Source organism: bacterium (assembly GCA_018814885.1).
Classification (GTDB): Bacteria; Krumholzibacteriota; Krumholzibacteriia; order LZORAL124-64-63; family LZORAL124-64-63; genus JAHIYU01.
Genome location: JAHIYU010000075.1, coordinates 18076 through 42928 on the forward strand (window position 1 = coordinate 18076; position 24853 = coordinate 42928).

Annotated in this window: 19 protein-coding genes; 3 read left to right on the forward strand and 16 right to left on the reverse strand. The window is 65.8% G+C overall.

Annotated features, from left to right (window positions below; all coding sequences use genetic code 11):
• Positions 1 to 36: 36 nt before the first annotated feature.
• Entirely contained in the window at positions 37 to 978 is a 942-nt protein-coding gene (locus tag KJ554_04465) for a hypothetical protein (GenBank protein MBU0741592.1), read from the reverse strand.
• A gap of 94 nt (positions 979 to 1072) precedes the next feature.
• Here KJ554_04465 and KJ554_04470 point away from each other — a divergent pair, with 94 nt between their 5' ends.
• A complete protein-coding gene (locus KJ554_04470) occupies positions 1073 to 1417 on the forward strand; it encodes a histidine triad nucleotide-binding protein (GenBank protein MBU0741593.1) in 345 nt (114 codons plus the stop codon).
• A 59-nt stretch (positions 1418 to 1476) separates the two neighbouring features.
• Here KJ554_04470 and KJ554_04475 read toward each other — a convergent pair whose 3' ends face one another.
• The 10 genes from KJ554_04475 to glnA form a co-directional block, all read right to left on the reverse strand.
• Complete coding sequence (locus KJ554_04475; protein ID MBU0741594.1) at positions 1477 to 1989, reverse strand: hypothetical protein; 513 nt, start codon at positions 1987 to 1989, stop codon at positions 1477 to 1479.
• 79 nt (positions 1990 to 2068) lie between these two features.
• The gene (locus KJ554_04480) at positions 2069 to 3691 is read right to left on the reverse strand and encodes a hypothetical protein (protein ID MBU0741595.1); all 1623 of its coding nucleotides are present in this window, start codon (positions 3689 to 3691) and stop codon (positions 2069 to 2071) included.
• A gap of 123 nt (positions 3692 to 3814) precedes the next feature.
• Complete coding sequence (locus tag KJ554_04485) at positions 3815 to 8668, reverse strand: T9SS type A sorting domain-containing protein (GenBank protein ID MBU0741596.1); 4854 nt, start codon at positions 8666 to 8668, stop codon at positions 3815 to 3817.
• Between the two features lie 461 nt (positions 8669 to 9129).
• Complete coding sequence (locus KJ554_04490; protein ID MBU0741597.1) at positions 9130 to 10413, reverse strand: hypothetical protein; 1284 nt, start codon at positions 10411 to 10413, stop codon at positions 9130 to 9132.
• Between the two features lie 53 nt (positions 10414 to 10466).
• A complete protein-coding gene (locus KJ554_04495) occupies positions 10467 to 11126 on the reverse strand; it encodes a class I SAM-dependent methyltransferase (GenBank protein MBU0741598.1) in 660 nt (219 codons plus the stop codon).
• Positions 11089 to 12255: an undecaprenyl/decaprenyl-phosphate alpha-N-acetylglucosaminyl 1-phosphate transferase gene (locus KJ554_04500; GenBank protein MBU0741599.1), complete on the reverse strand. Its 1167-nt coding sequence runs from the start codon at positions 12253 to 12255 to the stop codon at positions 11089 to 11091. Before KJ554_04500 ends, KJ554_04495 begins: the two co-directional genes overlap by 38 nt.
• A gap of 245 nt (positions 12256 to 12500) precedes the next feature.
• Positions 12501 to 13652: a glycosyltransferase family 4 protein gene (locus tag KJ554_04505; protein ID MBU0741600.1), complete on the reverse strand. Its 1152-nt coding sequence runs from the start codon at positions 13650 to 13652 to the stop codon at positions 12501 to 12503.
• Positions 13649 to 15052 (reverse strand): O-antigen ligase family protein, encoded by a 1404-nt coding sequence (locus tag KJ554_04510; protein ID MBU0741601.1) that lies wholly within the window; start codon positions 15050 to 15052, stop codon positions 13649 to 13651. Before KJ554_04510 ends, KJ554_04505 begins: the two co-directional genes overlap by 4 nt.
• On the reverse strand, positions 15049 to 15618 hold the full coding sequence (locus tag KJ554_04515) for a hypothetical protein (protein MBU0741602.1): 570 nt from the start codon (positions 15616 to 15618) through the stop codon (positions 15049 to 15051). The genes KJ554_04510 and KJ554_04515 overlap by 4 nt, the downstream gene beginning before the upstream one ends.
• A gap of 73 nt (positions 15619 to 15691) precedes the next feature.
• Positions 15692 to 17074, reverse strand: coding sequence for a type I glutamate--ammonia ligase (gene glnA / locus KJ554_04520; protein MBU0741603.1), 1383 nt, complete (start codon positions 17072 to 17074; stop codon positions 15692 to 15694).
• Between the two features lie 269 nt (positions 17075 to 17343).
• On the opposite strand from glnA, the gene KJ554_04525 reads away from it, so the two are divergent.
• Entirely contained in the window at positions 17344 to 18645 is a 1302-nt protein-coding gene (locus tag KJ554_04525) for a PhoH family protein (protein MBU0741604.1), read from the forward strand.
• Between the two features lie 55 nt (positions 18646 to 18700).
• On the opposite strand, the gene KJ554_04530 is transcribed toward KJ554_04525, so the two are convergent.
• From KJ554_04530 to KJ554_04545, 4 genes are read right to left on the reverse strand one after another with little or no spacing between them, the layout of a single operon-like run.
• On the reverse strand, positions 18701 to 19480 hold the full coding sequence (locus KJ554_04530; GenBank protein ID MBU0741605.1) for a hypothetical protein: 780 nt from the start codon (positions 19478 to 19480) through the stop codon (positions 18701 to 18703).
• An 18-nt stretch (positions 19481 to 19498) separates the two neighbouring features.
• Positions 19499 to 20314, reverse strand: coding sequence for an SAM-dependent chlorinase/fluorinase (locus tag KJ554_04535; protein MBU0741606.1), 816 nt, complete (start codon positions 20312 to 20314; stop codon positions 19499 to 19501).
• Positions 20311 to 21906, reverse strand: coding sequence for a Na+/H+ antiporter NhaC family protein (locus KJ554_04540; protein ID MBU0741607.1), 1596 nt, complete (start codon positions 21904 to 21906; stop codon positions 20311 to 20313). Before KJ554_04540 ends, KJ554_04535 begins: the two co-directional genes overlap by 4 nt.
• Before the next feature lie 15 nt (positions 21907 to 21921).
• The gene (locus KJ554_04545) at positions 21922 to 22743 is read right to left on the reverse strand and encodes an inositol monophosphatase (GenBank protein ID MBU0741608.1); all 822 of its coding nucleotides are present in this window, start codon (positions 22741 to 22743) and stop codon (positions 21922 to 21924) included.
• 166 nt (positions 22744 to 22909) lie between these two features.
• On the opposite strand from KJ554_04545, the gene KJ554_04550 reads away from it, so the two are divergent.
• Positions 22910 to 23128 carry a NifU family protein gene (locus tag KJ554_04550; protein ID MBU0741609.1) on the forward strand — a complete coding sequence of 73 codons (219 nt, stop codon included), beginning with the start codon at positions 22910 to 22912 and terminating at the stop codon, positions 23126 to 23128.
• A 55-nt stretch (positions 23129 to 23183) separates the two neighbouring features.
• On the opposite strand, the gene KJ554_04555 is transcribed toward KJ554_04550, so the two are convergent.
• Entirely contained in the window at positions 23184 to 24836 is a 1653-nt protein-coding gene (locus tag KJ554_04555; protein MBU0741610.1) for a hypothetical protein, read from the reverse strand.
• Positions 24837 to 24853 lie beyond the last annotated feature (17 nt).

Below are 24853 nucleotides of genomic sequence, written 5' to 3' on the forward strand. Positions count from 1 at the left end.
TCCTCGTAGGGATGCTACTCGCGGTGAACCGCAGCGTCAACCTCTGCGCGGGGGCAGGATGGGGGGCGCGTCGTCCCGATAAGAGCCATGGGCCAGGAGCGTCTCCACCTCCGTCGCGCAGGGCAATCCGGCCCTGCCGCCATACGCCCGGCATTGCAGGGCCGCGACCGCCGCCCCGCAGCGCAGGCTGGCCGCGAATCCACCGCCGGCGGCCAGGGACCACGCGTAGCCGGCGTGAAAGGCGTCGCCTGCACCGGTCGTATCCACCACCTGCGTCACGAAGGCCGGGACGTAGCGAAAACCATCGCCGTCCAGTCCCAGGACCCCGGCCCGCCCGAAGGTGGTGCCGACACGGAGGGGCCCCTGTCCGCGCAGACGCCTCAAGGCCTCCCTCTGATCCGCGATCCCGTTCAGGGCACAGGCAAAACCCGTGGCGCCGATCACGTCGGTACAATGCGCCACGAGTTCGGGGACGCCGGCCTTCACGGACCCCGCATCCAGCACCACCGGCAGCCCTCGACGCCGAGCAGCGAAGGCGAGGACCGCGGCCGCCGGAGCTTCGTGCGAATCGCACAGCAGGAGATCCGCGCCGGCGAGCCAGGACGCGTCCACGCCGGCGGGGTCGTAGCGGGGCAGATCGCCCCGCTCCCAGTAGATCCGGCGTTCCCCGCTGCGCGGATCGACGCGGATGACCGCCAGGGGCGAGCGCGAATGTGCGGCCGTCCGGATCAGCGAGACGTCCACGCCGGCGGTTTCCAGCTCCGTCAGATGCGCTCGCCCGAACGCGTCATCCGACATTACCGACACCAACCGCACCCTGGCACCGAGCTTGCTGAGCGCGATCGCCGCGTTGGCCGCCGGACCGCCCCCGCAGGTCACCATGGGCGACACCTCGGTCTTCGAATCCGGCGGCGGGGTTTCCGCAAGCGGGAAGATCAGATCCCATGCGCTGTAGCCGACGACGATGACCGTCTTCATGGATACCGCCCGTTGCCGCACCGCGAGCGGCATGTTACCGTGGGAAAGGACTCATGCACGATTCCCACCCAAACCAGATGTCGCGAGGTCGCACATGTCAGAGTGTCTCTTCTGCAAGCTCGTCTCCGGCGCCATCCCCAGCGACAAGGTGTACGAAGACGGAGATTTCCTGGCTTTCCGGGACATCTCGCCCCAGGCGCCGACGCATGTCCTGTTGATTCCCAAGCGGCATATCCCGGCGCTGACGGAACTGCGTCGCGATGACGCCGATCTGGCCGGAGCGCTCATGCTCACGGCCGCCAAGCTATCCAGTCAGCTGGGTCTGGATTCCGGGGGTTACCGCTGGGTCGTCAACTGCGGCGAGAACGGCTGCCAGTCCGTCCCGCACGTGCATCTACACATCCTGGGAGGGCGTATGCTCGGATGGCCGCCAGGTTGACCGGGGCATGAGGCCGGCCCCGGACGCCAGCCGCCTGGCGCCCGGTCTTTGGCCCCTCATCAGCTCACGCCGTAGATGCCACGTCCCTTGCGCTTCAGAAGCTTGCTCGTCGAGAGCGTGCGCCGCAGCACATTGGCGAAGTTCTTGCTCTTGGTCTTCACCAGCTTCTTCCGGTTGATCGTGGTCAGGATGTCCTGGAACTTCATGGGTTCGCCGCGTTTGCGGATCAGGTCGGCGACCACGGTCTCCACGGTCTGCCGGCCCGCGGCTTTCCGGCGCACCGGAGCCTTCTTGCGGGTAGCGGCCTTGCGGACGGTTTTCTTCGCGGCTGCGGGCTTAGCCCTTGTCGCCTTCTTGCGTGTCGCCTTCGTGCGCTTGACAGCCTTGGCGCCCCGGAGCGCCTTCTTGTCGCCCTTGACCAGCTTGGCTATCTGGATCTCTATCTTTGCCAGTTCCTTTTCCAGCTGCGACTTGCGTTTCTCCAGGGTAGACAGCTTCTCCTTGACGGACAGCAGGTGCCGCAGTTCGTCCAACGACAGGCCGGCCGCCAGGACCTTCAATGAGCGGGACATTTCTACCTCCACGCCTGAGTGGTTTGCGTTAATATTACACCGACTCTAGCCGCCGACTATCTGCAAGTCAACAACTGTATTATTCCGCGGCGGCGCTCGTGTACTTGCGGTCGGCAGGCGCGATCCACCATTCTGTAACATTTTGGTACGGGGACAGGACATGGGGACGGACATCTCGCAAACGACGCCCGTGGCCGATTATCGTCTCCGGATAATACAGGAAGCAGAGGGGCGAATCGAAGGCTATGTGACGCTGGAAGGCATCCCAGACGGCTTTCGCCTCGCCGCGATCGGTCAGGGAGAGTGCGGCGCCTAGCAGCGAATCAGCCTTCGCACTCGCATAATGACCGTAATTGAAGCGGTCGAATGCGTCGGAGGCGTACAGCGCCGACGGGTCGACCGCCAGCCGCGAGGAGAAGACGCCCAGATACGACTCGAAGTCTCCGTTGCGCACCTGCGCGATCAACGACGTGAACTCCATGACCCGCGTCACGACGTCGATGCCGACGCGGCGCAGGTTGTCGCGGATCACCTGCAGGCCGTTCTCGCGCACGGGATCGCCCTTGCGCGTGGACATGGTGAACCGGAAAGGCGACCCGTCGCGTTCGAGCAGTCCGTCTCCGTCCTCATCCCGCCAGCCGGCCTCGGCCAGCAGCCGGCGGGCGAGTTCGGGATCGTACGCGTCCGGCGACAGCGTGGCATCGTAGGCCCATACCGCCGGGGGCAGGGGACTGCCGGCGGGAGAGCCGAAACCGCCCAGCAGGCCGTCGCAGAAGATGGAGCGGTCTATGGCGTGCGACATGGCCTTGCGCACGCGCCGGTCCGCGAAAAGGGGGGATTCCAGGTTCCAGTAGATCTGGCCCACCAGGCGGCTTTCGACCCTCTGCAGGACGATCTCCCCGTCTTCCGCCAGACGCCTGGCGTGATGCACGGGAATGTTCTCCACGAAGTCCACGCCCCCGGTCTCCAACTCGACGATGCTCGCCGTCTTGTCGGGAATGATCCTGAAGATCAGACGATCCAGCCGGGACGGGTCACCCGGATAGACTTCGTTGCGCTCCAGCACCAGATCCTGGCCGTGCCGCCAACCCGTCAAGACGTAGGGTCCCGTCGACAAGGGAGCCTCGTTGAGCGGCCACTCGCCCACACGCGACGGATCGAGGTCCGTCGTCCGATGCGCGGGGAACAGGAAATGGCCGAGCGCCGGGACTTGATCAGCCCGTCGCTCGCGGAACTCGTAGACGACCGTAACGGAATCGATGGCCGTGACCCGCGCGATGTTGGCGAGGCGGCTGCCGCTGCGGGGACTTGCGACGCGGGGATCCATGTAGAGCGAGAACGACGTCGTCACGTCGTCCGCCGTGACCGGTGTGCCGTCGGACCAGCACCATGGACGCAGGGTCACGGTGATGGCCAGGCTGTCCGGAGAGAACCGCCAGCCGCTCGCGATGTGGGGATGATAGGCGAAATCCTCCCCCATCTCGACCAGACCCTCGTGCAGCAGGACCAGGATCTGGCCGCTCGCCGCGCTCTGGTAGATCAGGGGATTCAGGACATCGGGATCCTCGGCAAAGGCTATCACCGCCGTGCCGCCGGCGACCGGACTCGTGGTGCTAGCCATGTCAGCGCCCCCGCCGCAACCCGCGAGCAGGCACGTCAAGAGCATCAACGGCACGGAAACGACGCACTTCGTGGAGCGCATGAGCACCTCGTCGAGCTGGGCGGTCGTGAAATCGCGGCCCCGTCCGTCGACGGGGCCGCGCTGGCGGCTGCTTGAAAGTAGCGACTCCCGACTGGGAGGTCAACCGGTCCTACTGCTCCGGTCCTATTTCACGAGCGACATCTTGACGGTCGCGTCGGCTCCTCCGGTGCGCGCCCTCAGGAAGTAGACTCCGCTGGCCTGAGGTTGCCCGCGGTCGTCGCGCCCCTCCCAGGTGACGGAGTGCCAGCCCGGCGAGACGGTGCCCTGGTGAAGGCTGCGTACGCGCCTGCCGGCCATGTCGTAGACGTCCACCCGCAGATCCACCTCGCCCGCGTCGCCCGGGATGTAGAGCTTGACCTCCGTGCTCGGGTTGAAGGGGTTGGGGTGATTCGGCTGCAAAGTCAACCGCGAGGGCTTCGGGATGTCCGGCACCTCGGTGGTGCTCAGGATCCTGAAGACGCCGTCGCGCAGGTTGTTGCCGCGGAAGGTCAGCCAGGGGGCCTCGGTGCCGTCGAAGGCATAGGGCATGTCCCATACGTGGATCAACAGATCCCAACCGCCGTAGACGATGTCTACGTCATGATCCCTGTCGAGATCGCAGATCACGGGTGTGGGATTGACCGGTCCGCCGAGCGAGAGCGGGAAGCCCTCCACGTCCGTACCGTCGTGCTTGAAGGCGTACAGGTTGTTGGGCGACTCTGTGTTGCCGCCGCCGATGCCGAACAGGATGTCCAGCATGCCGTCGCCGTTGATGTCGCCGACCACGGGGTTCGAATTCGAGTTGCCGGGCACCATGATCGGCCAGCCGGGCATGGTCTCGCCGCTCGTGCCGCCGACGTAGTCCGTGTCGATCAAGTGCACGTACGACTCGAGGCTGCCGAAGACCTCGACCGCCACGATCTCGAGTTCGCCATCGTCGTCGAAATCGCCGACCGCCGGACTCGGGCAGGTGCGGTCGCCGTTGTCGCTCTGGGCCCGGAAGTAGATCGGGAATCCGGTATAGTACGAGCCGTTCTCGTGCACGACGTGAAGCTGGTCGTCCTCCGAGACGAAGATGATCTCCCAGATTCCGTCCGCGTCCAGGTCGGCCACCGTGGGACTGACCATGATGCTGCCGCCGCCCCCGGTCTCGATGGGGAAGCCGGGCAACTGGGTACCGTCCCAGCGGTAGGCGCGCAGCGAGTTGGTGGTCTCCCATCCGTAGCGCGTGCCGAAGATGATGTCCTTGGCGCCGTCGTGGTCCAGGTCGAAGAGGGCGGGCCCGGAGCGGTTCCAGCCGGCCCACGAGAGTTCGGCCGTACGATCGATGAGCGGCCCGTTGGTGGCGGGGTTGCTGTCGCCGTCGCGAACCTCGGTGCCGTCGGCGTGCCAGGCCAGTGTGACCCGATTCAGGTTGTTGCAGACGATCTCCGGCTCGCCGTCGCCGTCGATGTCGCCCACGGCTGCCGGCGCCCAGACCCAGCCCGCACCTGTCGACTGGGGCCACCCCGGCAGCAGGGTGCCGTCGGACTTGAAGACGTAGATGAGCTTCAGGTCGCGGTCGGAGCAGATGATCTCCGCGCCGGGCTCGCCGTCCAGCTCGGCCAGGGTGACGGCCATCGCGGTCAACCGGCCCGTGAGGTTGGTGATGGGACCGCGCGTCTGGGCGTTGTCGTCGCCGTCGAACAGCTCGCCGCCGTCCTCGGTCCAGACGTACACCTCGTCGGCCGTGAGCACCACTTCCAGACGGCCGTCGCCCGTCACGTCGCCGACAGCGCAGTGGCTGTCGGTCTCGCGACCGAAGGGCAGGGGAAAATCGCCCGTCTCCGGGGGTGCCGTGCTCTTGGCGAACGGATCTGATTGGTCTCCCTCGATCAGCGAGGTATTCACGGCCGAGACGCGGTAGTAGTAGCGGGTCAGCAGATCGAGCCCGGAGTCGCGGAAGTAGGAGATCCCCTCCAGGAGATCGACGTTGGCCCGCGCGTAGGGGCCGCCTTCGGCATCACTGCGATACACGTGATAGCCGCGTGCGTCGTCACCAGCCACCGGGTCCCAGACCAGCTCGATCACGTCGGCGCCCAGGGTCAGGCCGGAATCGATGCCCTGCGGCACGTCCGGATCGACGATCTGGAAGTCGTGGGTGAAGGTCCGCCCCATGTTGTCCACGAAATCGATCCGTGCGTCGTAGGCCTGGGACGTGTCGATGACCGCCATCGAGAAGAGGGCGGCGCCGTTGGACGTGTCCATCAGGGCGAGTCCCGTATACGTCACCACGGTGTCGTGAAGCGTGACGTTGGGGCTGTTGGTCCGCAGGTATCCCGTGATCATGTCGGCGAAACCCGCACCGAAATTCTTGAGACGCAGAACGATGGAGATGCGCTCGTTGTCGTCCACGATGCCGTCGCTGTTGCCGTAGAAGGTGTCGAACCAGGTCAGGGCGATGGGCTCGACTTCCGGGGCCATCATGGTCGCCCCCCACTCGCTGAACCAGGACGAGCCGCCGTCGTCGACCTCGATCGTGAAGTCCAGGTTCATGCCGTCCCACATCAGCTGATGCGCCGCGACCAGGAACGGAGCGCTCGCGGCGACGGATCCACCGGAAGGCACGTCGGGCACCGCGACCACGCCGACGTTGAGCACCAGACCGGGCGTGGTGGTGGTCAGGGTCGCGGTCAGGCCGGTGGCTCCGCCCGTGCCGGTATCCTCGAAGCGCGCGGCGAGGGCCACAGTCTCTCCCGCCTCGATGACCCCGTTGCCGTTGCCGCTCGAGCCGAGCGTGCCGTCATCGATGACGGTCATCGATTCCAGCGCGATATAGGCGCCGGGATTGGAGACCGTCACCGTCACCGATGTCTGCTCGATGTTGGTGCCGTTCACGGTCAAGGTGAGATCGCCGCCCTCGGTCAGGGTGACGGGCAAGGCGACCTGTCCGACGCCGTCGGTGACGTCGCGCACGTAGACGCCGCCGGTCCGGGCGAGGGTGACCCGCGCGCCGACGACGGGTGAGCCGCCGGATGTGACGGTCACGTTGACCGTCTGCTGGCCGGTCACGAGGCTGCCGGGCGCGGCGATGACGACCGCCGCCGGGTCCGCGGTCCACATTTTCTGGGCGGGGTCGCCCAGCAGGGTGTAGTTCATGTAGGTCCAGCGCGTGAAGCTGTTGGTGGAGGCGAAATCGAGCCAGGGCAGTCGGCTCAAGGTCATCAGGTCGCCGAGTCGCGGCTCTCCCTCACACATCAGCTGATTGAAGAACTCGACCTGGAAGTCGTTGGCCGTGGAGGGAAAGGCGGCGCGGCTGGCGCCGATGGAGGCGAAGGAGCCGCCATTGGGGTTCTGCACGAAACGTTCCATGAGGCACGAGTAGTCGAAGGCGGCGGATGCGCAGTTCAACGCATACATGAGGAACGTGTTCTCGTTTGTCAGGGCGTCGGCGTCGCCGCCGGTGATGTTCAGATCACCCACCGACATGTCGAAGAAGAAGCCGTGTCCGATCTGGTTGAAGATGCCGTAGCGGCCGGTGTCCAGGCTGTCGAGCACCGCCCGACGGGTCTCGTTGACCGATCCGGGATACAGGAGCTGATCGAACTCGTCCCTCTCGTCGTAGGATTCGTAGAGCCGGATGTACTCCATGTCCGTGCACGGCTCGATCACCGAGTCGACCAGGCCTTCGGCATAGTTGGCGCCGTCGAGGGTGATGTCCCCATCCTGGTTGCGGAACAACACCTCGGCCGCGAACATGAAGCGGTTGCCAAAGCCGGAGCCGGTCTGGGCGGACTCCTGGGCGATGACCTTGTTCACGAAAACGGTTGCCGCGGCGGCATTGCTGACCGGCGCCCGGCCGAAGCCGATATCGCTCGACATGTCGCAATCATCGCCGGGGTTGAGCACGCTCTGGTTCGGTTCCCCGAAGATCATGTCGCCGTCGGCGTTCCAGTTCCCGTCCAGACAGGCGAAGTACAGGTCGGCGGGGATATCGGTGCTGCCGCCGGGCGGGTAGAAGTCGCTGGTGATGAAACGAGCCGGCACGATATCCGTATCGCCTCCCAGCAGGACATATTCCACTCCCCAGCGCTGATAGGCGTCGCGAATGAACATGCGGATGGTTTCCTGAATATCCACTCCGTGCCGGTAGTTGTCCTCGATCCAGCTGATGGTCTTGACGACGGCCGGCAACCCCTGTGCCGTGCGGGAGACCGCCAGGGGCTCGAACGCGCTCGCGAGCCCGTCGCTGGTGATGATCAAGTACGCTACGTCGCTTCCGCTCAGGCTGGGTGTCTTGCTGGGAGCGAAGCCCTTTGCGGGTCCGGCGACGGTGATGCCGTCCTCGCGCTGATAGCCGGATAACGTGCCGGGATTGTCCACGGTGGCGGCCAGGATCCGCTCCAGGCGGGCGCGCTCGCCGGGAACCTTGCGTTGGCGGACTGCCACGCTCTCGAGTGCGACGGGCACTAGCGAAGGCCGCAAGCGCACTTCGAAGCGATCGAGGAATTCCAGCGAGCCCCAGTCGCCCGCGGCGGTTCGCGTGGCGCGCAGGGGATAGACGGTGACAGTCGCCATCTTGAAGCCACGGAAGATCTGCACTCCGCCGTAGCGCCCCCAGGCGGAGGGATAGACCGAGGACTCGGCATCACCGTGCAGGGACTGGCCGACGGCTATGCCTTCGCTGCTGATCGCCTTGCCGGCGACGCGTAGGGGCGCCGGCGCGGAGACGCCATGGGTAGCGAGGGGAACGACCTCGATGTCTCCGACCGCGATGTCCAGCGGGACCAGCAAGGTCAGGGAACGTCCCACCAGTTCGGGGATGTCCGTGTCCTCCAGGCTGCGGGTGCCCGCCAGGACCGGCACGACGGTGCCGTCGCCGGTGTCGGACCAGCTCAGGCCGCTTGCGGTGAAAGTGCCCTCGTATATGACCTCTCCCCCCGCATGCGCCGAGATCGTGAAGATCGGCAGCAACAGCGCCAGGGCGAACGGCAGGATGATCACTGTGCGGTTGTTCAAGATTTGATGCCTGAGCATTCCATACCCCCGATGTATGGAGTCCCTGAGGACTCGCGAAAGTCTGTCTGTAGGTAATTGCTCTGCAGAGCACTCGCCGTCGTGAGAAACACCTGGTGCGCCAATTCGGTCGCGAGCCGCGACCGCCCCCGAACAGATAGCCTCGTCGCCCAGCATGCCTCCTGGCAAATGTCTTATGTGGCGGGCGCCGCGCGTCTTACACGGCACCCGAGAGTGTACTCCAATATGACGCTCGTGTCAACTTCGGCAGGGCGGGATCCACCCCGCGAGCGCCATCCGCCCGTCGCGCTGGCACCGGGGCCGGCGAGGCTGGAATGTCAGATACGACCGGGCCGGGGTCCACATGCAACACCCGAAGTTGTATCGTGTCCACGACACGTGCGCCGCAGGCCGGCGTACGGTTACGAGAGCATGTCGAATTATACCATGCGGGAGACTGTAAATCAATCCGCGGCAGCATATGGCAAGTCGATGATGTGTGTCGTGCGGGGGCTCAACCAGACGATGCCCATGCTCCGGCCGTCGGTCGCGGGCAGCCGGACGGGCCGCCGGGAATGGGTCAGGTTGCGCAACACCAGCCGTTGGCCGCTGCTGCGCAGGCTGGTGCCGCTGCGCAAGAGTTGCGCGGTCTCGACATCGGTGAGATAGATGGGCTCGTGCTCCGGATCCCCCCCCAGCTGGTCGAGGACGTGTACCAGGGCGGCGAAGCCCACGTCCACCGTTTCCGGGTCGAAATGGGCATAGTTCACCCTGTGGGTGCCGACGATCGCCGGCTCGCCCGACCGCCAGGCCCTCTGCACGCTCTCGATACAGGTCGAGGCGTGTCGCGAGGAATCCTCGGCTTGAGCTCCCTCGAGGCGGCAGTTCCGATTCAAGTACACGATCTCCTTCTCGGTCAGATAGCGCCAGCTGCGCTCACAGACTTTCCAGATACGGTCCCAGATCGTCACCTCGAGCTTGGAGAGGGAGCGCTGCTCGCGTTTGGCCTGGATGATGCGCAATCCTTCGCGCAGCCACATCCGTTCCCGCAGACGATCCCAGGCGTAGTCGGGCGCAGCGACCGATTGAGGTGCCCGGCCGAACAGCTTCGCGAAAGCGCCCATGCCTTCCCTCAGTTCGGCGATAAATTCTTCGGGATCCCGGTCCAACGCCAGTTCGTAGGAGCGGGCACCATCGGGGAATATCAGCAAGCCCAGCCTGGCCGCGTCCTGGGCTTCGCCGTTGCCTGCCACCGTGGTACGGCGATCTTCGGGATCGTAATGCCACATGCCGTGGTACTCCGGCCACCAGACGCCGGCGGCGATCGCCTGGCGCACGGCCGGCCAGAGATCGTCCCGTCCGTATTTCTCCGGGAGACTGGGAAGGATAGCCCGGCGCCATATGCGGTCCGTGTTGTCCGGAGTCGATGCGGCGTAGGAGAGCGAGCCCATGATGTAATTCGGCTGGAAGACGGCCGGCACGCCGTCACGCCCCGGATGGGCGGACAACAGGTCGGCCAGGCGCGCCACGGTGGCTCCGTCCTCCAAGGTCGAGTAGAGATAGACTGGCGGAAATTCACCCGGACAGATGGCTTCGATATCGATGCTGTCCAGGGCTCCGCGACTGGGCGTGAAGCCGCATAGGCCCCAGTCGTCGCTCTCGATGACGACCGCCCGCGCCGCGGTCCAGTCCACGGCGCCGCGCGGCTTCAACAAGACGAACCCGCTGGCGAATGCCGTGCCGATCACGGCGAGTGCTAGCAGGTCCAGAAGTGGAAACCCGGTAAATGTTCGCGGCCTAATCAAATCCACTCTCGTTCATACCGAGCCCACCAGTAATGTCCGTAGTCGATGCCCTCCTCAGCGACTTTGCGGACCAAGGCTGCGGCGTCATTCGCAATGACTCCCCGTTCATCCACCAATAATGATAACACATCATGGCGTCCGGCCGGCGAGAATTGATTCTTCGTCAGACCGAATGTCCAGGCTCCGGGTCGTACGCCATTCGCCGCGAACCGCTCGAATTCCCGCTTGGCGAGCAGACCTTTCCGCCAAGGGACGATTTGCGCGAGCAGTTCCTGCAGGTCCCGGTAGTTGCGGGCAGGACCCGGCTGCTCGGCCGGCTCGTCCTCGAAGATATACAAACATCCGCCGGCGGCCAAGCAGTCGATCCAGGCATCCGTCGGGCTGGATCGTCCCAACTTGTCCCAGAGGTGCCGCAACAGGTTGGCGGCGACCATGAGGGTCACTTCCCTGAACGGCGGCGCGGCTGCGTCGGCAAGCACCCCATGACCCGGCGCGAACACGTCGCTGCGGATTCGATCGGACATCACCACCCGGGCCCCCGCCGCGTCCAGGATACGCGTGAACCGGCCGTCGCCACAGCCGAGCTCGACGGTCAGGCCTGTCGACGAGCTTCTCAGGTCAGTCTGGAACGCGTCGGGAAGAGGTGAGAACGACATTGTCCGGGCCCGTCTCCGGTTCGTCTGCAGGTACGGAGGCCGCTCTCGCGATCGACTCCAGTTCACCGGGGTGGTCGACCACTTCGGCCGGCGCGCGTGAACCGGCGGCGGCCGTCATCACGCGCGAGACCTTGTTGCGCTCCGCCTGGATATCGATGATCTCAGCGACCTGGCGGCGTCGGCGCCGGAAGGTGTCCTCGACCTTGTCGTCCAGACCGAGCACGAACAGCAACTCGCTGAAGAAATCGAGCGCAGGACCCGAATCCTCGCGCCGCCGGCGATCGACCCAGATCTGCACGGGCCACAGACAGCACGCGAGGGCCGGTAAACCCAACCAGGGAATTGACAGCGAATCGGACAGGGCGAAAAGGACCGATCCGGCCGTGATGAGCAGCAGGAGCCTGACGGTGCTGCCGGGCTGGAATCCGAGCCTGACCAGTCGATGGTGAAGGTGGTAGTCGTCCGCCTCGAAGATCGAGGCGCGCTTGCGGTAGCGACGGATGATGGTAGTGCCGGTGTCCCAGATGGGCACGACCATCGGCGCCAGCAACAATAGCAGCGAGACGCCGTTGCGTTGCCCGAGATGCATCAGGAGGCTCGCCAGCACCAGTCCCATCCACATGCTGCCCGAATCGCCCAGGAAGATCTTGCGCCTGCTCACGTTCCAGTACAGGAAGGCGAGCGAGGCGCCCCCCAGCGTGGAGGCGAAGAGCAGGGAAAAGAAATCACCCATCACGAACGCCACGGCCGCGATGCAAATGGTGGCTATCACGCCGATGCCGCTGGCTAGGCCGTCCAGTCCGTCTATGAGGTTCATGGAGTTGATGAATCCCAGGTACCAGAGCAGGGTCACCGGCCAGGCCCAACCGCCAAGATCAACCGCTCCGGCCAGGGGCAGGACGACCGTGGTCAGACGCTGGCCCATGACCATCAGGCCCAGGATCACCAGCAGCTGCCCGTAGAGTTTCTTCTCGGCGTGTATGTGGAATCGGTCGTCGCCGACGCCGAGGGCCATGATGGCGAGTCCGGATCCGCCCAGAGCCGCCAGCCAGGACCAGGGCAGCGGTTCGGTCAGGACCAGGTCGTCGAGGATGTACAGGGTGACGAAGAAGGAGATAAAGATGGCCATTCCGCCGGTGCGCGGCACCGGCTCACGGTGCGAACGCCGATAGCCGGGATGATCCACGATACCCGTAAGAAAGCCCAGACTCCGGAAATGGGGCTGAACCAACCAAGACAGTACAAAAGCGACCGAGGCGCTGAGCAGAACGATGACTTCCGTATTCAAAATCGTCCCCTTGGGCATTTGACCACCGCTCCGTCGGCGGTTCTTGCAACTCGCACCGTATGGCAAGCTCCGCGGGGTGGCAACGATTATTTAGTCACAAGATGTCGCCGACTCAATATCCTCTGGAATGCAGCAAACGTCCTTTCCGCCGTGGCCTGCCAGTCCCAGGTGCGGCAATGCTCGAGGCCGGCGACCGCCATGCGCCCGGCGAGGTCATCGTCCCGCCAGAGACGCATCATGGCTCGAGATATCTCCCCGGTGGAATCCGGATCTACCAGCAAGGCCGCCTCGCCGGCCACTTCGCGCATCGCGCCTCGATTCGAAGTGATCACCGGCAGCCGAGCGGCCATTGCTTCCAAGATCGGAAATCCGAAACCCTCATGCAAGGATGGGAAGAGCAAGACTCGGGCCGAAATCATGCGTTGCCACAGTTCTTCACGGTCACAATGTCCGACGATTTCGACGGAGCCGTCCTCAGATGTCCTGCGCAACTTGTTGACCAATCCCGTATTACACCAACCGTCGGCTCCAACGATTACCAACCGGGGCAGGCCGCGGCCAGCGGCAGAAGCGGCCGCTTCCCGCCTGAAGCCGACGAAAGCGTCCAGAATGCGCGACAGGTTCTTCCGGGGTTCCAGGGCGCCGATGAACAGAAAAGGCGCTTCGGGTCCCCGCAGGGGCGGCGGCTCACGCCCGGTGACCCACTGGGGTGTCCCGAACCTTGTCACCTCGATCTTGGCGGCCGCGCGCGGGTAGAGTTCCGCCAGCTCGCGCCCGGTATTGTGCGAATTGACGATAACGACTTCCGACCGGGCCAGAGACAAGGGCAACAGCAGACGATACCCCCAGCGTCGCAGCGGCTCCACGGTTCGGGGATGAAGGCGAAAGGCGACGTCGTGGATCGTGACCAGCACGGGACAGGGCGCGAGCACCGGGGTCGGAAAGGTCGGTACGTGGAGGACGTCCGCGCCGAGCCTGCCGGCCAGTCTCGGCAAACCCAGCTGCGTCCATTTCACACGCGCCAGGGTGCCCGACCCGGCACCGCACGCGACCATGCGCCATTCTCTCGCCCGGTCGAGAAACGGGTACAGTTCGGGATGATCGGTGGTCAACACGAAGCGGGCGCCGCGCTCGGACGCCGACAGCGCGCGCACCAATTCCACCACGGACCAGGGGACGCCCGTGCAGGGCGGACTCGCCACCTGTCCGTCGATGACGATCAGCGGTCCGGGGTTCACGACCGCCCCTCCCCGGCCTCGGAAGGCTTGTCGCCGCCAGACAGCGCCGCCAGCAACAGGCCCAAGGACACCCAGATGTGCGGCAGGTTGTACTGGGAGAACGTCAGGAGTTGGAACCAGACGGCAGTCACGCCCACGGTGGCGGCCACCAGCCGTCGCTGTGCGATCGGGAGCGACCGTCCCTCCGCCACCTGTCGGGGAGCCAGTGAGCGCCAGACGCGACCGGCCAGGGCAATCATCCCGCATACGAACGCCGCGAAACCGAACAGGCCCGTCTCGCAGAGGACCGCCAGTGGATAGTTGTTGACTACGGGCCAGGCGAACTGGCTCTGCAGGCCCATCGGATCGACCAACAAGGCGAAATGATAGCCATATTGCCCCCATCCGATACCGAAGATCGGCTGCAGCAGGAAAGCGCGCCAGGCCGCCTGCATCGAATACAGGCGGGTGAGGTTGGACCAGTCCTCCATGTTGACCGATTGCCGGACCCGCTGCGCCATCAGCGCGAAGACCTGCCCATCCGTCAGGACGTAGGCGACGAGCACCAGGATGCCGGCACCCGCCAAGGCGCGCCAAGGCTTCGGTGCTATGCGCAGACCGCCCGAGCGCCGCAGGCAGATCAAGCCGACAACGATGCCGGGAACGACCGCCAGCCACGCCCCGCGTGACCATGTCGAAAACAGCAGGATAACGCCGGCCGCGGGCAGCCAGAACAACCTGCGGCGCCCGCTGGCAAGCAGGATCGTCCACGGCAGCAGCGCCAGGACGTAGTTGCCAAGATACAGGGGCTCGCAGGCGGTGCCCCTCACACGCGGAATACCCACGAAATCCCGGCCCAAGTACAATTCCCCCGAACCCGACAAGACGGCTGGATTGGATGTGAAGAGGGAGTCCAAGCCGGCGAAGACGGTGCCCGGACCGTAGAAGTCCACCACCTGCCAGGCACCGTAGAGGAACTGGAACGACAGGCCCGCCATCAGCGCGATCAAGGCCTGGCGCCAGCGGGTCTCCCCGCGCAGCCAGACGGCCAGATGCAGGGCGAAGGCGGACATCAACAGCCACTGCGTCAGCTGGCGGCCGTACCTGGCCCACGCCTCCTGTGGTGTCGCCAATCCGGGCGAGCGCCAGACGCCGACGGCCGAAAGGAGGATCGCCAACAGGGCCAGGGACCAGATCCAGGGCGCAGGAACCGCCTTCGCCGCGCGTCCCTTGCCGTAGGCTCCACTGGACCAGGAGGCGACGACGGCCACGGCGAGCAACAGGTAGGCCGGCTGGAATCCCGCGCCCAGATCCCGGCCCGTCGTCGCCCGGGCAACGCAGAGCCCGATCCAGGGCAGGGTCGCCAGGCAGGCCAGGGTGGACCAGTCCGCGAGCCGGTCGGTACCGGATCCGCGCGTCATGATTTCTTCAGCCTCGCACGCGTTTTCATCATCATGAACGTGGTGATCAGCAGTATGCCCAGGAAGAGCAGGTACTGGGTGCCGGAGTGCTTCTGCGGCTCACGTACGGCGAGCACGAGGCGACCCTCGCCTACCTCGAGCACGCCGCGGTTGACAAAGAGCAGGAACGACTCGCCCCTGAGCAGCAGCGGTCCGTCGACGGGATACTCGCCTGTCACGAACCGCAATCTGCGACCGCGGCTGACGCCGCCGAGCTCCGTCCCGTAGGGGAGGCTCAGGCCCGTCTCGCCGACCGTCACCGGCACGGTGTCGGCGAGGACTGTCAACGCGCCCCAGGCCCAGGACCAGCTCCTGACGCCGTCGCCCTCATCCACGACGGGATCGAGGATGCCCTGACCGTCCAGCCCCTCGACGACCAGCATCCCTGGCGCGGCAGGATGTCGCTCCGACTCCCGACGCCCCTCGGCCCCGGCAGCCGCGGCGAGCAGGATCGTGCAGAGGCAGATATAGGCCAGGGCGGGCATGGTCGGCCCGCCCCTGGTGCCGTACTTCAAGAGTTCCTTCATGGCGCCATCCTACACGCGGGCGGCGCGGCGTACAAGATGCGAGGCGGGTGTCGTGGACCCCGCCCCGGAACCGTCAATGCGACATGAGATAGCGTTTCAACTCCCATTCGTGCACTTGCGAGATGTACTCGGCCCAGATGCCCTCGTGGTGCGTGATGATCTGATGCCAGACGTGTTCGCCAAGGGTTTCCCGCATGATCGCATCCTTCTTCAGGAAAGCGAGCGCTTCGGAGAGGTTGCCCGGCAACTGCGTGATCTTCAAGCGGCGTTTCTCGCGATCGCTCATGGCGAAGATATTCTTGTTGACGGGTGCGCCGCAATCGGTCTGGTTGACGATGCCGTCGTGTCCGGACGCCAGCATCACCGCGAAAGCCAGGTAGGGATTGCAGCTGGGATCCGGTATGCGCACCTCGACCCGCGTGCCCACGCCCCGGCGTTCAGGGACGCGCGCCAGCGGCGACCGGTTCCGTTCGGACCAGGCCACGTTGACCGGCGCCTCGAAGCCCGGCACCAGACGCTTGTAGGAGTTCACCAGCGGATTGGTGACCGCCACGAAAGCCCGGGCATGCTTCAGTATCCCGCCGATGTAGAAGCGCGCCAGGTCGCTGAGCTGATACTCTTTCTCGGGGTCGTAGAACACGTTCTCGTCGCCGCGGAACAGTGACTGGTGGGTATGCATGCCCGAGCCGTTGATGCCATAGATGGGCTTGGGCATGAAGGTCGCGTGCAGGCCGTAGTCCAGGGCGATCTTCTTGACGACCATCTTGAAGGTCATCACGTCGTCGGCCGATTGCAGAGCGTCGGCGTACTTGAAGTCGATCTCGTGCTGGCCCGGCGCCACCTCGTGGTGGGCCGCCTCGATCTCGAAGCCGATAGCCTCGAGCACGTTCACGATGTCGCGCCGAGCTTCCTCGCCGAGGTCCACGGGCAGCAGGTCGAAATAACCGCCGGCATCATGCGTGCGTACCGTCGGTTCTCCGTTGCGGTCCCTCTCGAAGAGGAAGAACTCGACTTCCGGGCCGCAGACCGGCCGCAGGCCCATCCTGTCCAGCTTGGCGATGGTGCGTCGCAGGGTGAGCCGCGGACAGCCGGCGAAGGGTGAGTGATCGGCGTTGTACACGTCGCAGATCAGACGCGCCACCTTGCCCTGGATCTCCTCGAAGGGGAAGGTGACGTAACTCCGCAGATCCGGGACCAGGAGCATGTCCGACTCCTCGATCCGAGAGAAGCCCTCGATGGACGAGCCGTCGAACATGATCTCGCCCCGCAGGGACTTCTCGAACTGGGATTCCGGCACTTCCACGTTCTTGTTGCAGCCCTGGATGTCCGAGAACATCAGCCTGAGGAACCTGACCTTGTCCTTGCGCATCTTCTCCAGGAGCGCCTGACGCTCGTTCTCGGACGCTATGACACCCCTTTCGAAACCCCGCGAGTAGCTGTTCTCCGTGTGGGACATGATCGCCTCCTGTTGCGTTGATCAATTATTATGGTCAGTGCCGCATGATATCCATGACAGAGAATCATAATTATAATTTATTGCGACTGATTGCAACATGAATTATGCATAATAAGCAATTATATTATTCCGCATTATTCTTGTAATTTCAACGTGCGGATTGCCGATACCAGGAGTACAATTTCCCCGTGGCAGCATGGATGCAGCCCGCACAGCCAAGGAGGATCTGGATGACGGCCCACGGTCTCAACGGCATCAAGATCTCGGCCATGACCGGCCGCTGCTTTCTCCTTGACACCAACGTCCTGCTGCACGATTCGACGGCCCTCGAGGCTTTCGAAGAGCACCATATCGTGATCACGGTGGACGTCCTCGAGGAGCTCGACCGCTTCAAACGCGAGAACGACGAGCGCGGACGCAACGCCCGCCGCGTCATTCGCACCATCGACGCCCTGCGCCAGAACGGTCCCCTGCGCGAAGGCGTCCCGCTCTCTGGCGGCGGGCTGCTCTTCGTGCTCGTCGACGACTACGTATCGTATCTGCCCAAGGGTATGTCCGGCAGCATTCCGGACAACCGCCTGCTGGCCACCGCGCTCTACCTCCAGGAGCAGGGCGTGGACATCACGTTCGTCACCAAGGACATCAATGCCCGCGTGAAGGGCGACGCTCTCGGCGTGCGTTCCGAGGACCTCCAGCGCGACACCGTCGACTTCGACGAGCTGTACACTGGCTGGACGGAGCTGGACTGCAAGAGTTCCGAGATCGACGCCTTCTACGCCGAGGGCCACCTGGAGCTGGCGGGGGAATTCCACCCCAACGAGGGCGTCCTGCTGCGCAACGAGACCAACGCGAAGCAGACCGCCCTCGGCATCTACCAGGGGGGTTCGCATCGGATCGAGCGGCTGCGCTTCGAGGAACTCCACCCGTGGGGCCTGCAGGCGCTGAACCTGCAGCAGCATTTCGCCCTGGAACTGCTCATGAGGGAGGATATCCAGCTGGTATCCATGCTGGGACAGGCCGGCACGGGCAAGACACTGCTGGCGCTGGCGGTGGGCTTGCACAAGGTCGCCGAGGAGAAATCGTACCGTCGGATCATGGTCTCGCGGCCGATCATGCCCCTGGGACGAGATATCGGCTACCTGCCCGGCACCAAGGAGGAAAAACTCGAGAGCTGGATGGAACCGATCTTCGACAACCTCCAGTATCTCGTCGATCCCCAGCTGGAGCAATCCACCGACAAGGTCGACTACCTGTTCGACACGGGCGTCATCGAGGTCGAGGCCGTCACCTACATACGCGGCCGCAGCCTGCCCCGTCTCTACATCCTTATCGACGAGGCCCAGAACCTGACCCCGCACGAGGTCAAGACCGTGGTCAGCCGCGCCGGACACGACACCAAAGTGGTGCTGACCGGCGACGCCTATCAGATCGACAATCCGTATCTCGACGCGTCCAGCAACGGTCTCACCTATCTGGTGGAGAGGTTCAAGAACGAGTCCATCTACGGCCACATCACGCTCGCCAAGAGCGAGCGGAGCCGACTGGCCAGCCTGGCCGCCGCACTGCTCTAGCCCGGACCACGCCCGGAGCGCTACATCTGAAGGGGCAACCGGCCCCGGGGGCGACTCAGTCCACGGCCTGTGAATGGAGGAACTGCCGCAGTTGACCCAGCAGGCAGGCGTTGCAGCGTTTCACCGCCTGCGGCATGTATCTCTCGGCCAGCTGCTTGTCGGGGCGCGCGCTGGCCGGCTGGCCGCGGTCGTCCTCGACCTCGCCGATGCAGACCTCCCGCCACACCACATCGCCCACCTGATCGCGCAGGATCATCTCGACCTCCGCTTCCGCCCTTACGTGCAACGGGACCGGCACGATTCCCAGGGCCACCACGCCCAGCACGGCCCCGCGCTTCAAGCGGGAGGACGTGTCGTCTCCCCAGACGAAGCCCCCGAGCATGCCGATCGCCGGCGGCAAGAAGAAGGAGGCGCCGCTGCGCTCCATGCGGCAGTGGAAGGAATGAATCACCGCTTCCAGCGTGTACGCGGCCTGCCCCGGCAACGGCGTCAACTCGGCCAGCTGCGTCTGGGTGATGTCCTGCGCCAGGGCCCGATGGTAGATGTCAGCCACCGGCGGTTCCCAGCTGGCATCGGAGGGAAAGGTGATGCCGGTGAAATGACCCTCTCCGTTGCGCTGCACTGCGGGCCGGCTGTCCGACACCGAGGTGATGTGCAGACGCGGCAACTCGTCGCCGAGACCGGGATAGACGATCATCTCCGCGGGATAAGGGAAACCGACCTTCTGCTGGCTGCAGGACGCCAGACAACACAGCGCGGCCGATATCGTCGCCAGCCCCAGCCAGCGCTTGAGGCGCCCGCCGGCGTGAGAATCGTGCATCAGCATCCCTCGCAAGGTTGAACCTCCGTCAAACTACGGCAAGACCTCGTGCAAAGCCAATCCGGGCAGCCAGTTCCACACAGCTGCGGCGCTTTCGCCCCGCACGGCGAGTTCCAGGTCGCCCCCGCTGCCCCAGTACCAGATCAACTCCCCCCTTGCTGCCGCGCCGTATGTGGTCACAGGACCAGTGGCGACGCCTTCTCCCAAACGCAGGACGGCGCCGGCGGCGAGGCGTCTGCCCTGCATGGAATCCCGCTTGATGTCCGTGATCGCGTTGCCGAACCGGTCGATCCAGATCACGCGACCTAGTGCGCCGTCATCCGCGTGATCCTCTTCAGGCAAGACACCCAGGTCTGTCGCGCCACCGGGCGATCCGACCTGGTGCAGGGGCGCGCCCATGGCCAGGTGGGCCGCGACGACGGTGAAGAGATCGCGCCCGTGGAAGGTGGGAGCGGGCTCCCGACGGCCGCACGTGTATTCCGGCCTGTCCAGCAGGACGACCGCGAGGTCCCGGGCCTCGGCGAGGCAAGAGAAGAGGCCGTTGCCGGGACCGACGTGATAGCTTCCTCGCGCCCCGGCGGCAACGGCGGGCCGGGCGGTGCCCACGCCCGGGTCCACGACCACCAGGTGGACCGTGCCCGCGGGGAACCGCGCCGAGATCCTGGCCAGCAGCCAGCCCGCGGCGGCGATGTCATGGGCCGGCACTTCGTGGGAGACATCGATGAGGGTGGGCCTCTCGCGATCGTGCGGATACCTGGCGCACTCGGACAAGACGACCGCTTTCATCTCGGCCACGTAGGGATCGGCGAGGCCGAAATCGCTGGTGAGGGTGATCACGGTGCCGCTCATCGGTCCGCACCGAGCACCGGCGGCGCCCGTCTCCCCCGCCACCGCAGCAGGCCAGCCAGCAACGCCGCACCGCCCGCCAGCGAGATCCAAGGCGAGACCCCGAAGCCGGCAGGCAGATAGCCGATACAGACGGCCGCGCCGGCGGCGGCCAACGCGTAAGGCAACTGGGTACGCACGTGATCCACGTGGTCGGAGCCGGAGGCCATCGAGGACAGGATCGTCGTGTCGGAGATGGGCGAGCAGTGATCGCCGAAGACGGCGCCGGCCAGCACGGCGCTGGTCGACGACAAGGCGATGACATCGCGCAACTGCGCCGTGACGCCCCCGTCCGCGGGCAGAGCGTCGGCCAGCGGCAGGATGATCGGGATCAGGATGGCCATGGTGCCCCAGGAGGTGCCGGTGGAGAAGCTCATGGCCGCGGCCAGCAGGAAGGAGATAGCGGGCAGCAGATGGGGCGACAGCACGTCGCGGCTGACGTCGACGAGCCAGGGCCCGGTGCCGAGTCCATCGCAGACCGCACCCAGCGCCCACGCGAGGATCAGGATCACCATGGCGATCAGCATCGCCCGCGCGCCGTCCAGCCAGGCGTCGACGCTGCCGCTCAGATCCAGCCGACGCGCGCCGACCGACAACGCGATGGCCACCAGCGATCCGCCGAGCGACGACCACATCAGGACCGCCAGGCTGTCCGCCGCATTGAGAATCTCCCGCAGGCTGTCGGCTGCCTCGCCCCGCATCATCAACTCGTGCCTCCCGTGCCACCACAGACCGACAACCGTGAGGACGACGACGGTAGCGATGGGAATCGCCGCCAGCAGAGGCGAGGCCGGCCCGGCCTCGTCGGCGACGCGCGCGAGTGCCATGGGATCGGCTGCGGGTTGCGCGCCGGGCCGGAGCAGCTCGCCGCCCGCCGCACGCCCCTCCGCCTTGGCCATGGGACCGAAATCACGGCCCGTGCCGGCCACCAGAAAAACCATCGCCAGGGTGAGGATCGGATAGAAGTTGTAGGGCAGTGAACGTAGGAAGAACAGGTAACCAGATCCCTCCTGCGCCAGGCGCGACAACGAATCCTGGATCAGTCCCACCTCGAAGCCGACCCAGGTGGAAATGATGGCGATGGTCGTCACCGGCGCCGCGGTGCTGTCGACCAGGTACGCAAGTTTCTCCCGGGAAATGTGCAACCTGTCGGTCAGGGGGCGCATGGTATTGCCGACCAGCAGGGTGTTGGCGTAATCGTCGAAGAAGATGGCCAGCCCCATGACCGCGGTGACCGTCTGGCCGCTGCGCCGCGAGCGGACGCGCCGCGACAGCGCATCGACGATGCCCTCCATCGCACCGCTGCGCGAGAGGATGCCGACCATGCCGCCGAGAGTCGTGGAGAAGAGGATGATGGCCGCGTGGGATCTGTCTGCGAGAGCGTTGACCAGGTAGGTGTCGCCTACGCGCTGCAAGGCCGTCAGGGGATTGCCGCCGGTCAGGACCAGGGCCCCCACCCATACGCCGAGCAGCAGGGAGAGCACGACCTGCCGGGTGATCAGCGCCAGGCCGATGGCGAGCAGGGGTGGCAGGATGGACAGCCAGCCGTGTTCCATCACGACGCGCCTTTCTCAGCGGACCGGATCAAGCAGTTCCTCCCGTATGATCGCGAGCATGGTCGCGTGCAGCCCCGGGACGGCGGCCAGGATCTGGCTGCCGTCGAGGTACCCGTCGCCCCCGGAGAAATCGCTTACCACGACGCCGGCCTCCCGCGCGACAAGGCTGCCTGCAGCCAGATCCCAGGGATTGAGGGAGAACTCCCAGTAGCCGTCCAGCCGGCCTGACGCCACGTGGCAGAGATCGATGGCGGCGCTGCCGCCGCGCCGCACGCCGTGACACCGTCGCAGCAGGAAGGATTTCAACAGTTCGCAGTTGCGTACGACCAGTTCATCGCGGACATACGGGAAGCCCGTGGCGAGCAGCGCCCGTTCCAGATCCACCGGCTCGCGCGGCGGCAGGGCAAGCCGCGTGCGGCGCCGGGGACGCTCCAGCCAGGCGCCGGCGCTGGCGCCGGCCAGATAGAGCTCGTCCAGCTCGGGCGCGTAGACGGCTGCGAGATCGATCCCGCCTGCGGACACCCGCCCGAGGGAGACGGCGAAAAAGGGATGGTGATGCACGTAGTTCGTGGTGCCGTCCAGCGGATCTATCTGCCAGACGCGCCCGCTGGTGCCTTCGCTGACCGCCCCCTCCTCCGCGAGCAATCCGTCGTCGGGAAACTCGCGCGCGAAGAGATCGACGAGCAACGCCTCGACGCGCTTGTCCAGGTCCGTGACCATGTCCGTGGTCGACTTGTAGGCAATGGATCTCAGGCGGTCCTGCTCGGCCATTTGCAGGGCACCCGCCGCCATCGCTATTCCCCGCAAGCGAGCCAACTCGCCGCTATCAGGCTTCATCCGTTCTTTCCCCGTTGATCCAGCCGCACCGCTTCCGCCGCCAGGGGATGATACGGGCGACCTTGTGGCCGTACAACCGTTAGATGCGCCAGGTGAGGGGTTGACATCGCGCGGGATTCATTTAGCTTCTGCTTGTTCAACGGGACGGTACCAGAAAGGACGCACCATGGAACATAAGATCAAGGAAATCCTCGACAAGATCCGTCCGGCCCTGCAGGCCGACGGCGGCGACGTCGAGTTCATCGATTACAACGACGGGATCGTCACGGTCAGGATGCAGGGCGCGTGCGGAAGCTGCCCCATGTCCCTGATGACGCTGAAGCACGGCATCGAGGCGCGTCTCAAGGAAGAGATACCCGAGATCAAGTCTGTCGAACCCCTATAGGGGCTGCCGGCCCCACTCGTCACCGGACCCGCTGCAGGCTCTGCGGCGGGTCTTCTTATCCGTCCGGTCCCGGCTCTGCCTTGAAATCCGGTCCCGGTCCCGTTGGCAGGGGATACGCCTCGATGCCCTCGGCCAGGATCGGCGCACCGGTACGCGAGCGCAGCAGGTTCCGCCAGTAGATCAGCCGGGCGTCGTCGTCGGCGGCGAACATCTCCACCCGCGTCACACCGACCGCGGCGAGCTTCGCGAACAGATCGTCGGGATCCGCCGCTCCCTGCTCGCAGGCCGCCAGAGCGTGCCGCAGATCACGCGTCCACGGCGGCACCCAGCCCGAGACGCCGCCCGTGACCGGTCGGCCCGTCGCGAGGGCCCGCCAAAGCCAGCGCGCCTCGCGCAGGTCCTCGCCGTACACGTCGGGCGGCGCCGGCAAGGTCAGGACGGCCTCCGAGGAGAGCCGGCGCGGCCGGGCGCGGGTCTGATCCGGCAGGGCTACCACTGGCACGGCGACGGGCGCGGACTCCAGCAACAGGAGGATCAAGGCGGCGGCGGGCAGGACCCGGGCGCGCAGACCGGACAGACCCGCAAGATACGCCCAGCCGGCGGCCGCCCACCAGGCCACCGCCAGCGTGAAGAGGAAGGAAAAGCGCCAGACGGTGCGAAAAGCCCGCGCCGGAGGCAGGTTCTGCTGCAACCAGCCCATGGGCAGGATCACGCGGCGGCCGGTGCCCGGGATGCCGACGGAATCCCCGAAAGCCAGGACCAGACCGGCCACACCCGCGGTCAGCAACAAGTAGCCCCATTCTCGACGTCGCGCCGTCAGGCCGGACCTGGCCGCGAAACCCACGGTGGCCAGCAGCAGCGCCATCCAGCCGGGGTTCAGCACTTGGCGGGCGACACCCAGATGGCGCTTCGCCGGGTCCTCGCCCCGCCCCACCAAGTCGGCGGGCCCAGCGCGATAGGCGCCCGTGTTGAGCAGGTGCTGCGCATCGGCGCTGTACCACATCACCTCGCCGGGGTGACGGGTGAAATCCACCTCCCGAGCGGCGGTCTCCAGGTGGGGCGTGGCCAGGATCCACACGCCGGCCGCCGCCACCACCAGCGGCAGGACAGCCGCCCTGGCCGCCGGGCGCCGGGCCAGGGTCCGGTGATGGCGCAATACCCATCCCGCCAGCACGATCCCGGCCGCCAACAATGCATAGGCGAAACCGTACCAGCCCATGGCCGCCTGGGCGATGAGAGCCGCGGACATCAGCCACCAGTACCTGGCCGTCGCCGTACCGCGCTCCCATCCGGTCAGCGCGCAGATCAGCGCCGCCAGGACGGCCGGCACGCCCGGCGGCGGCAACTGGTTGAGATGTCCCAGCTGCGCCAGGGTGTATGGCGAGCCGATCAACAGCATGGCTGCCACGCCTCCCGACCGGGCGTCGCCGCCGGAGGCCTGCCAGAGGGCGGCGGTCGCCGCGCAGGACAGAACCAGCGCGATCAGGAAGGCGGCGTTGTAGAGCGCGGCGGAAGACATGCCCAGCCCGTGGAGGGGCTCGACGAGGATCGCCTGGGCCGTCAGCGGATCCATGAAAGCGATGGCGTTTCCGGCGGGATGGAAGATGGGCAGGTGGCGCCAGATCTCGGGATGCCAGACGTGCCGGGCGCTCCATTCGAGCAGACTCGCCTGGAACACGGCGTCGAGGCCGCCGAAAGGCCCGAGCACGGCTTCTCCCCAGACGC

What these genes read in the sequence shown, in the direction of transcription:
- KJ554_04480 (MBU0741595.1), bottom strand. Translation starts at nt 3,691, where the DNA reads ATGCGCTCCACGAAGTGCGTCGTTTCCGTGCCGTTGATGCTCTTGACG.
- KJ554_04500 (MBU0741599.1), bottom strand. Translation starts at nt 12,255, where the DNA reads ATGGCCATCTTTATCTCCTTCTTCGTCACCCTGTACATCCTCGACGAC.
- KJ554_04470 (MBU0741593.1), top strand. Translation starts at nt 1,073, where the DNA reads ATGTCAGAGTGTCTCTTCTGCAAGCTCGTCTCCGGCGCCATCCCCAGC.
- KJ554_04495 (MBU0741598.1), bottom strand. Translation starts at nt 11,126, where the DNA reads ATGTCGTTCTCACCTCTTCCCGACGCGTTCCAGACTGACCTGAGAAGC.
- KJ554_04550 (MBU0741609.1), top strand. Translation starts at nt 22,910, where the DNA reads ATGGAACATAAGATCAAGGAAATCCTCGACAAGATCCGTCCGGCCCTG.
- KJ554_04540 (MBU0741607.1), bottom strand. Translation starts at nt 21,906, where the DNA reads ATGGAACACGGCTGGCTGTCCATCCTGCCACCCCTGCTCGCCATCGGC.
- KJ554_04515 (MBU0741602.1), bottom strand. Translation starts at nt 15,618, where the DNA reads ATGAAGGAACTCTTGAAGTACGGCACCAGGGGCGGGCCGACCATGCCC.
- KJ554_04545 (MBU0741608.1), bottom strand. Translation starts at nt 22,743, where the DNA reads ATGAAGCCTGATAGCGGCGAGTTGGCTCGCTTGCGGGGAATAGCGATG.
- glnA (MBU0741603.1), bottom strand. Translation starts at nt 17,074, where the DNA reads ATGTCCCACACGGAGAACAGCTACTCGCGGGGTTTCGAAAGGGGTGTC.
- KJ554_04535 (MBU0741606.1), bottom strand. Translation starts at nt 20,314, where the DNA reads ATGAGCGGCACCGTGATCACCCTCACCAGCGATTTCGGCCTCGCCGAT.
- KJ554_04465 (MBU0741592.1), bottom strand. Translation starts at nt 978, where the DNA reads ATGAAGACGGTCATCGTCGTCGGCTACAGCGCATGGGATCTGATCTTC.
- KJ554_04475 (MBU0741594.1), bottom strand. Translation starts at nt 1,989, where the DNA reads ATGTCCCGCTCATTGAAGGTCCTGGCGGCCGGCCTGTCGTTGGACGAA.
- KJ554_04525 (MBU0741604.1), top strand. Translation starts at nt 17,344, where the DNA reads ATGACCGGCCGCTGCTTTCTCCTTGACACCAACGTCCTGCTGCACGAT.
- KJ554_04510 (MBU0741601.1), bottom strand. Translation starts at nt 15,052, where the DNA reads ATGACGCGCGGATCCGGTACCGACCGGCTCGCGGACTGGTCCACCCTG.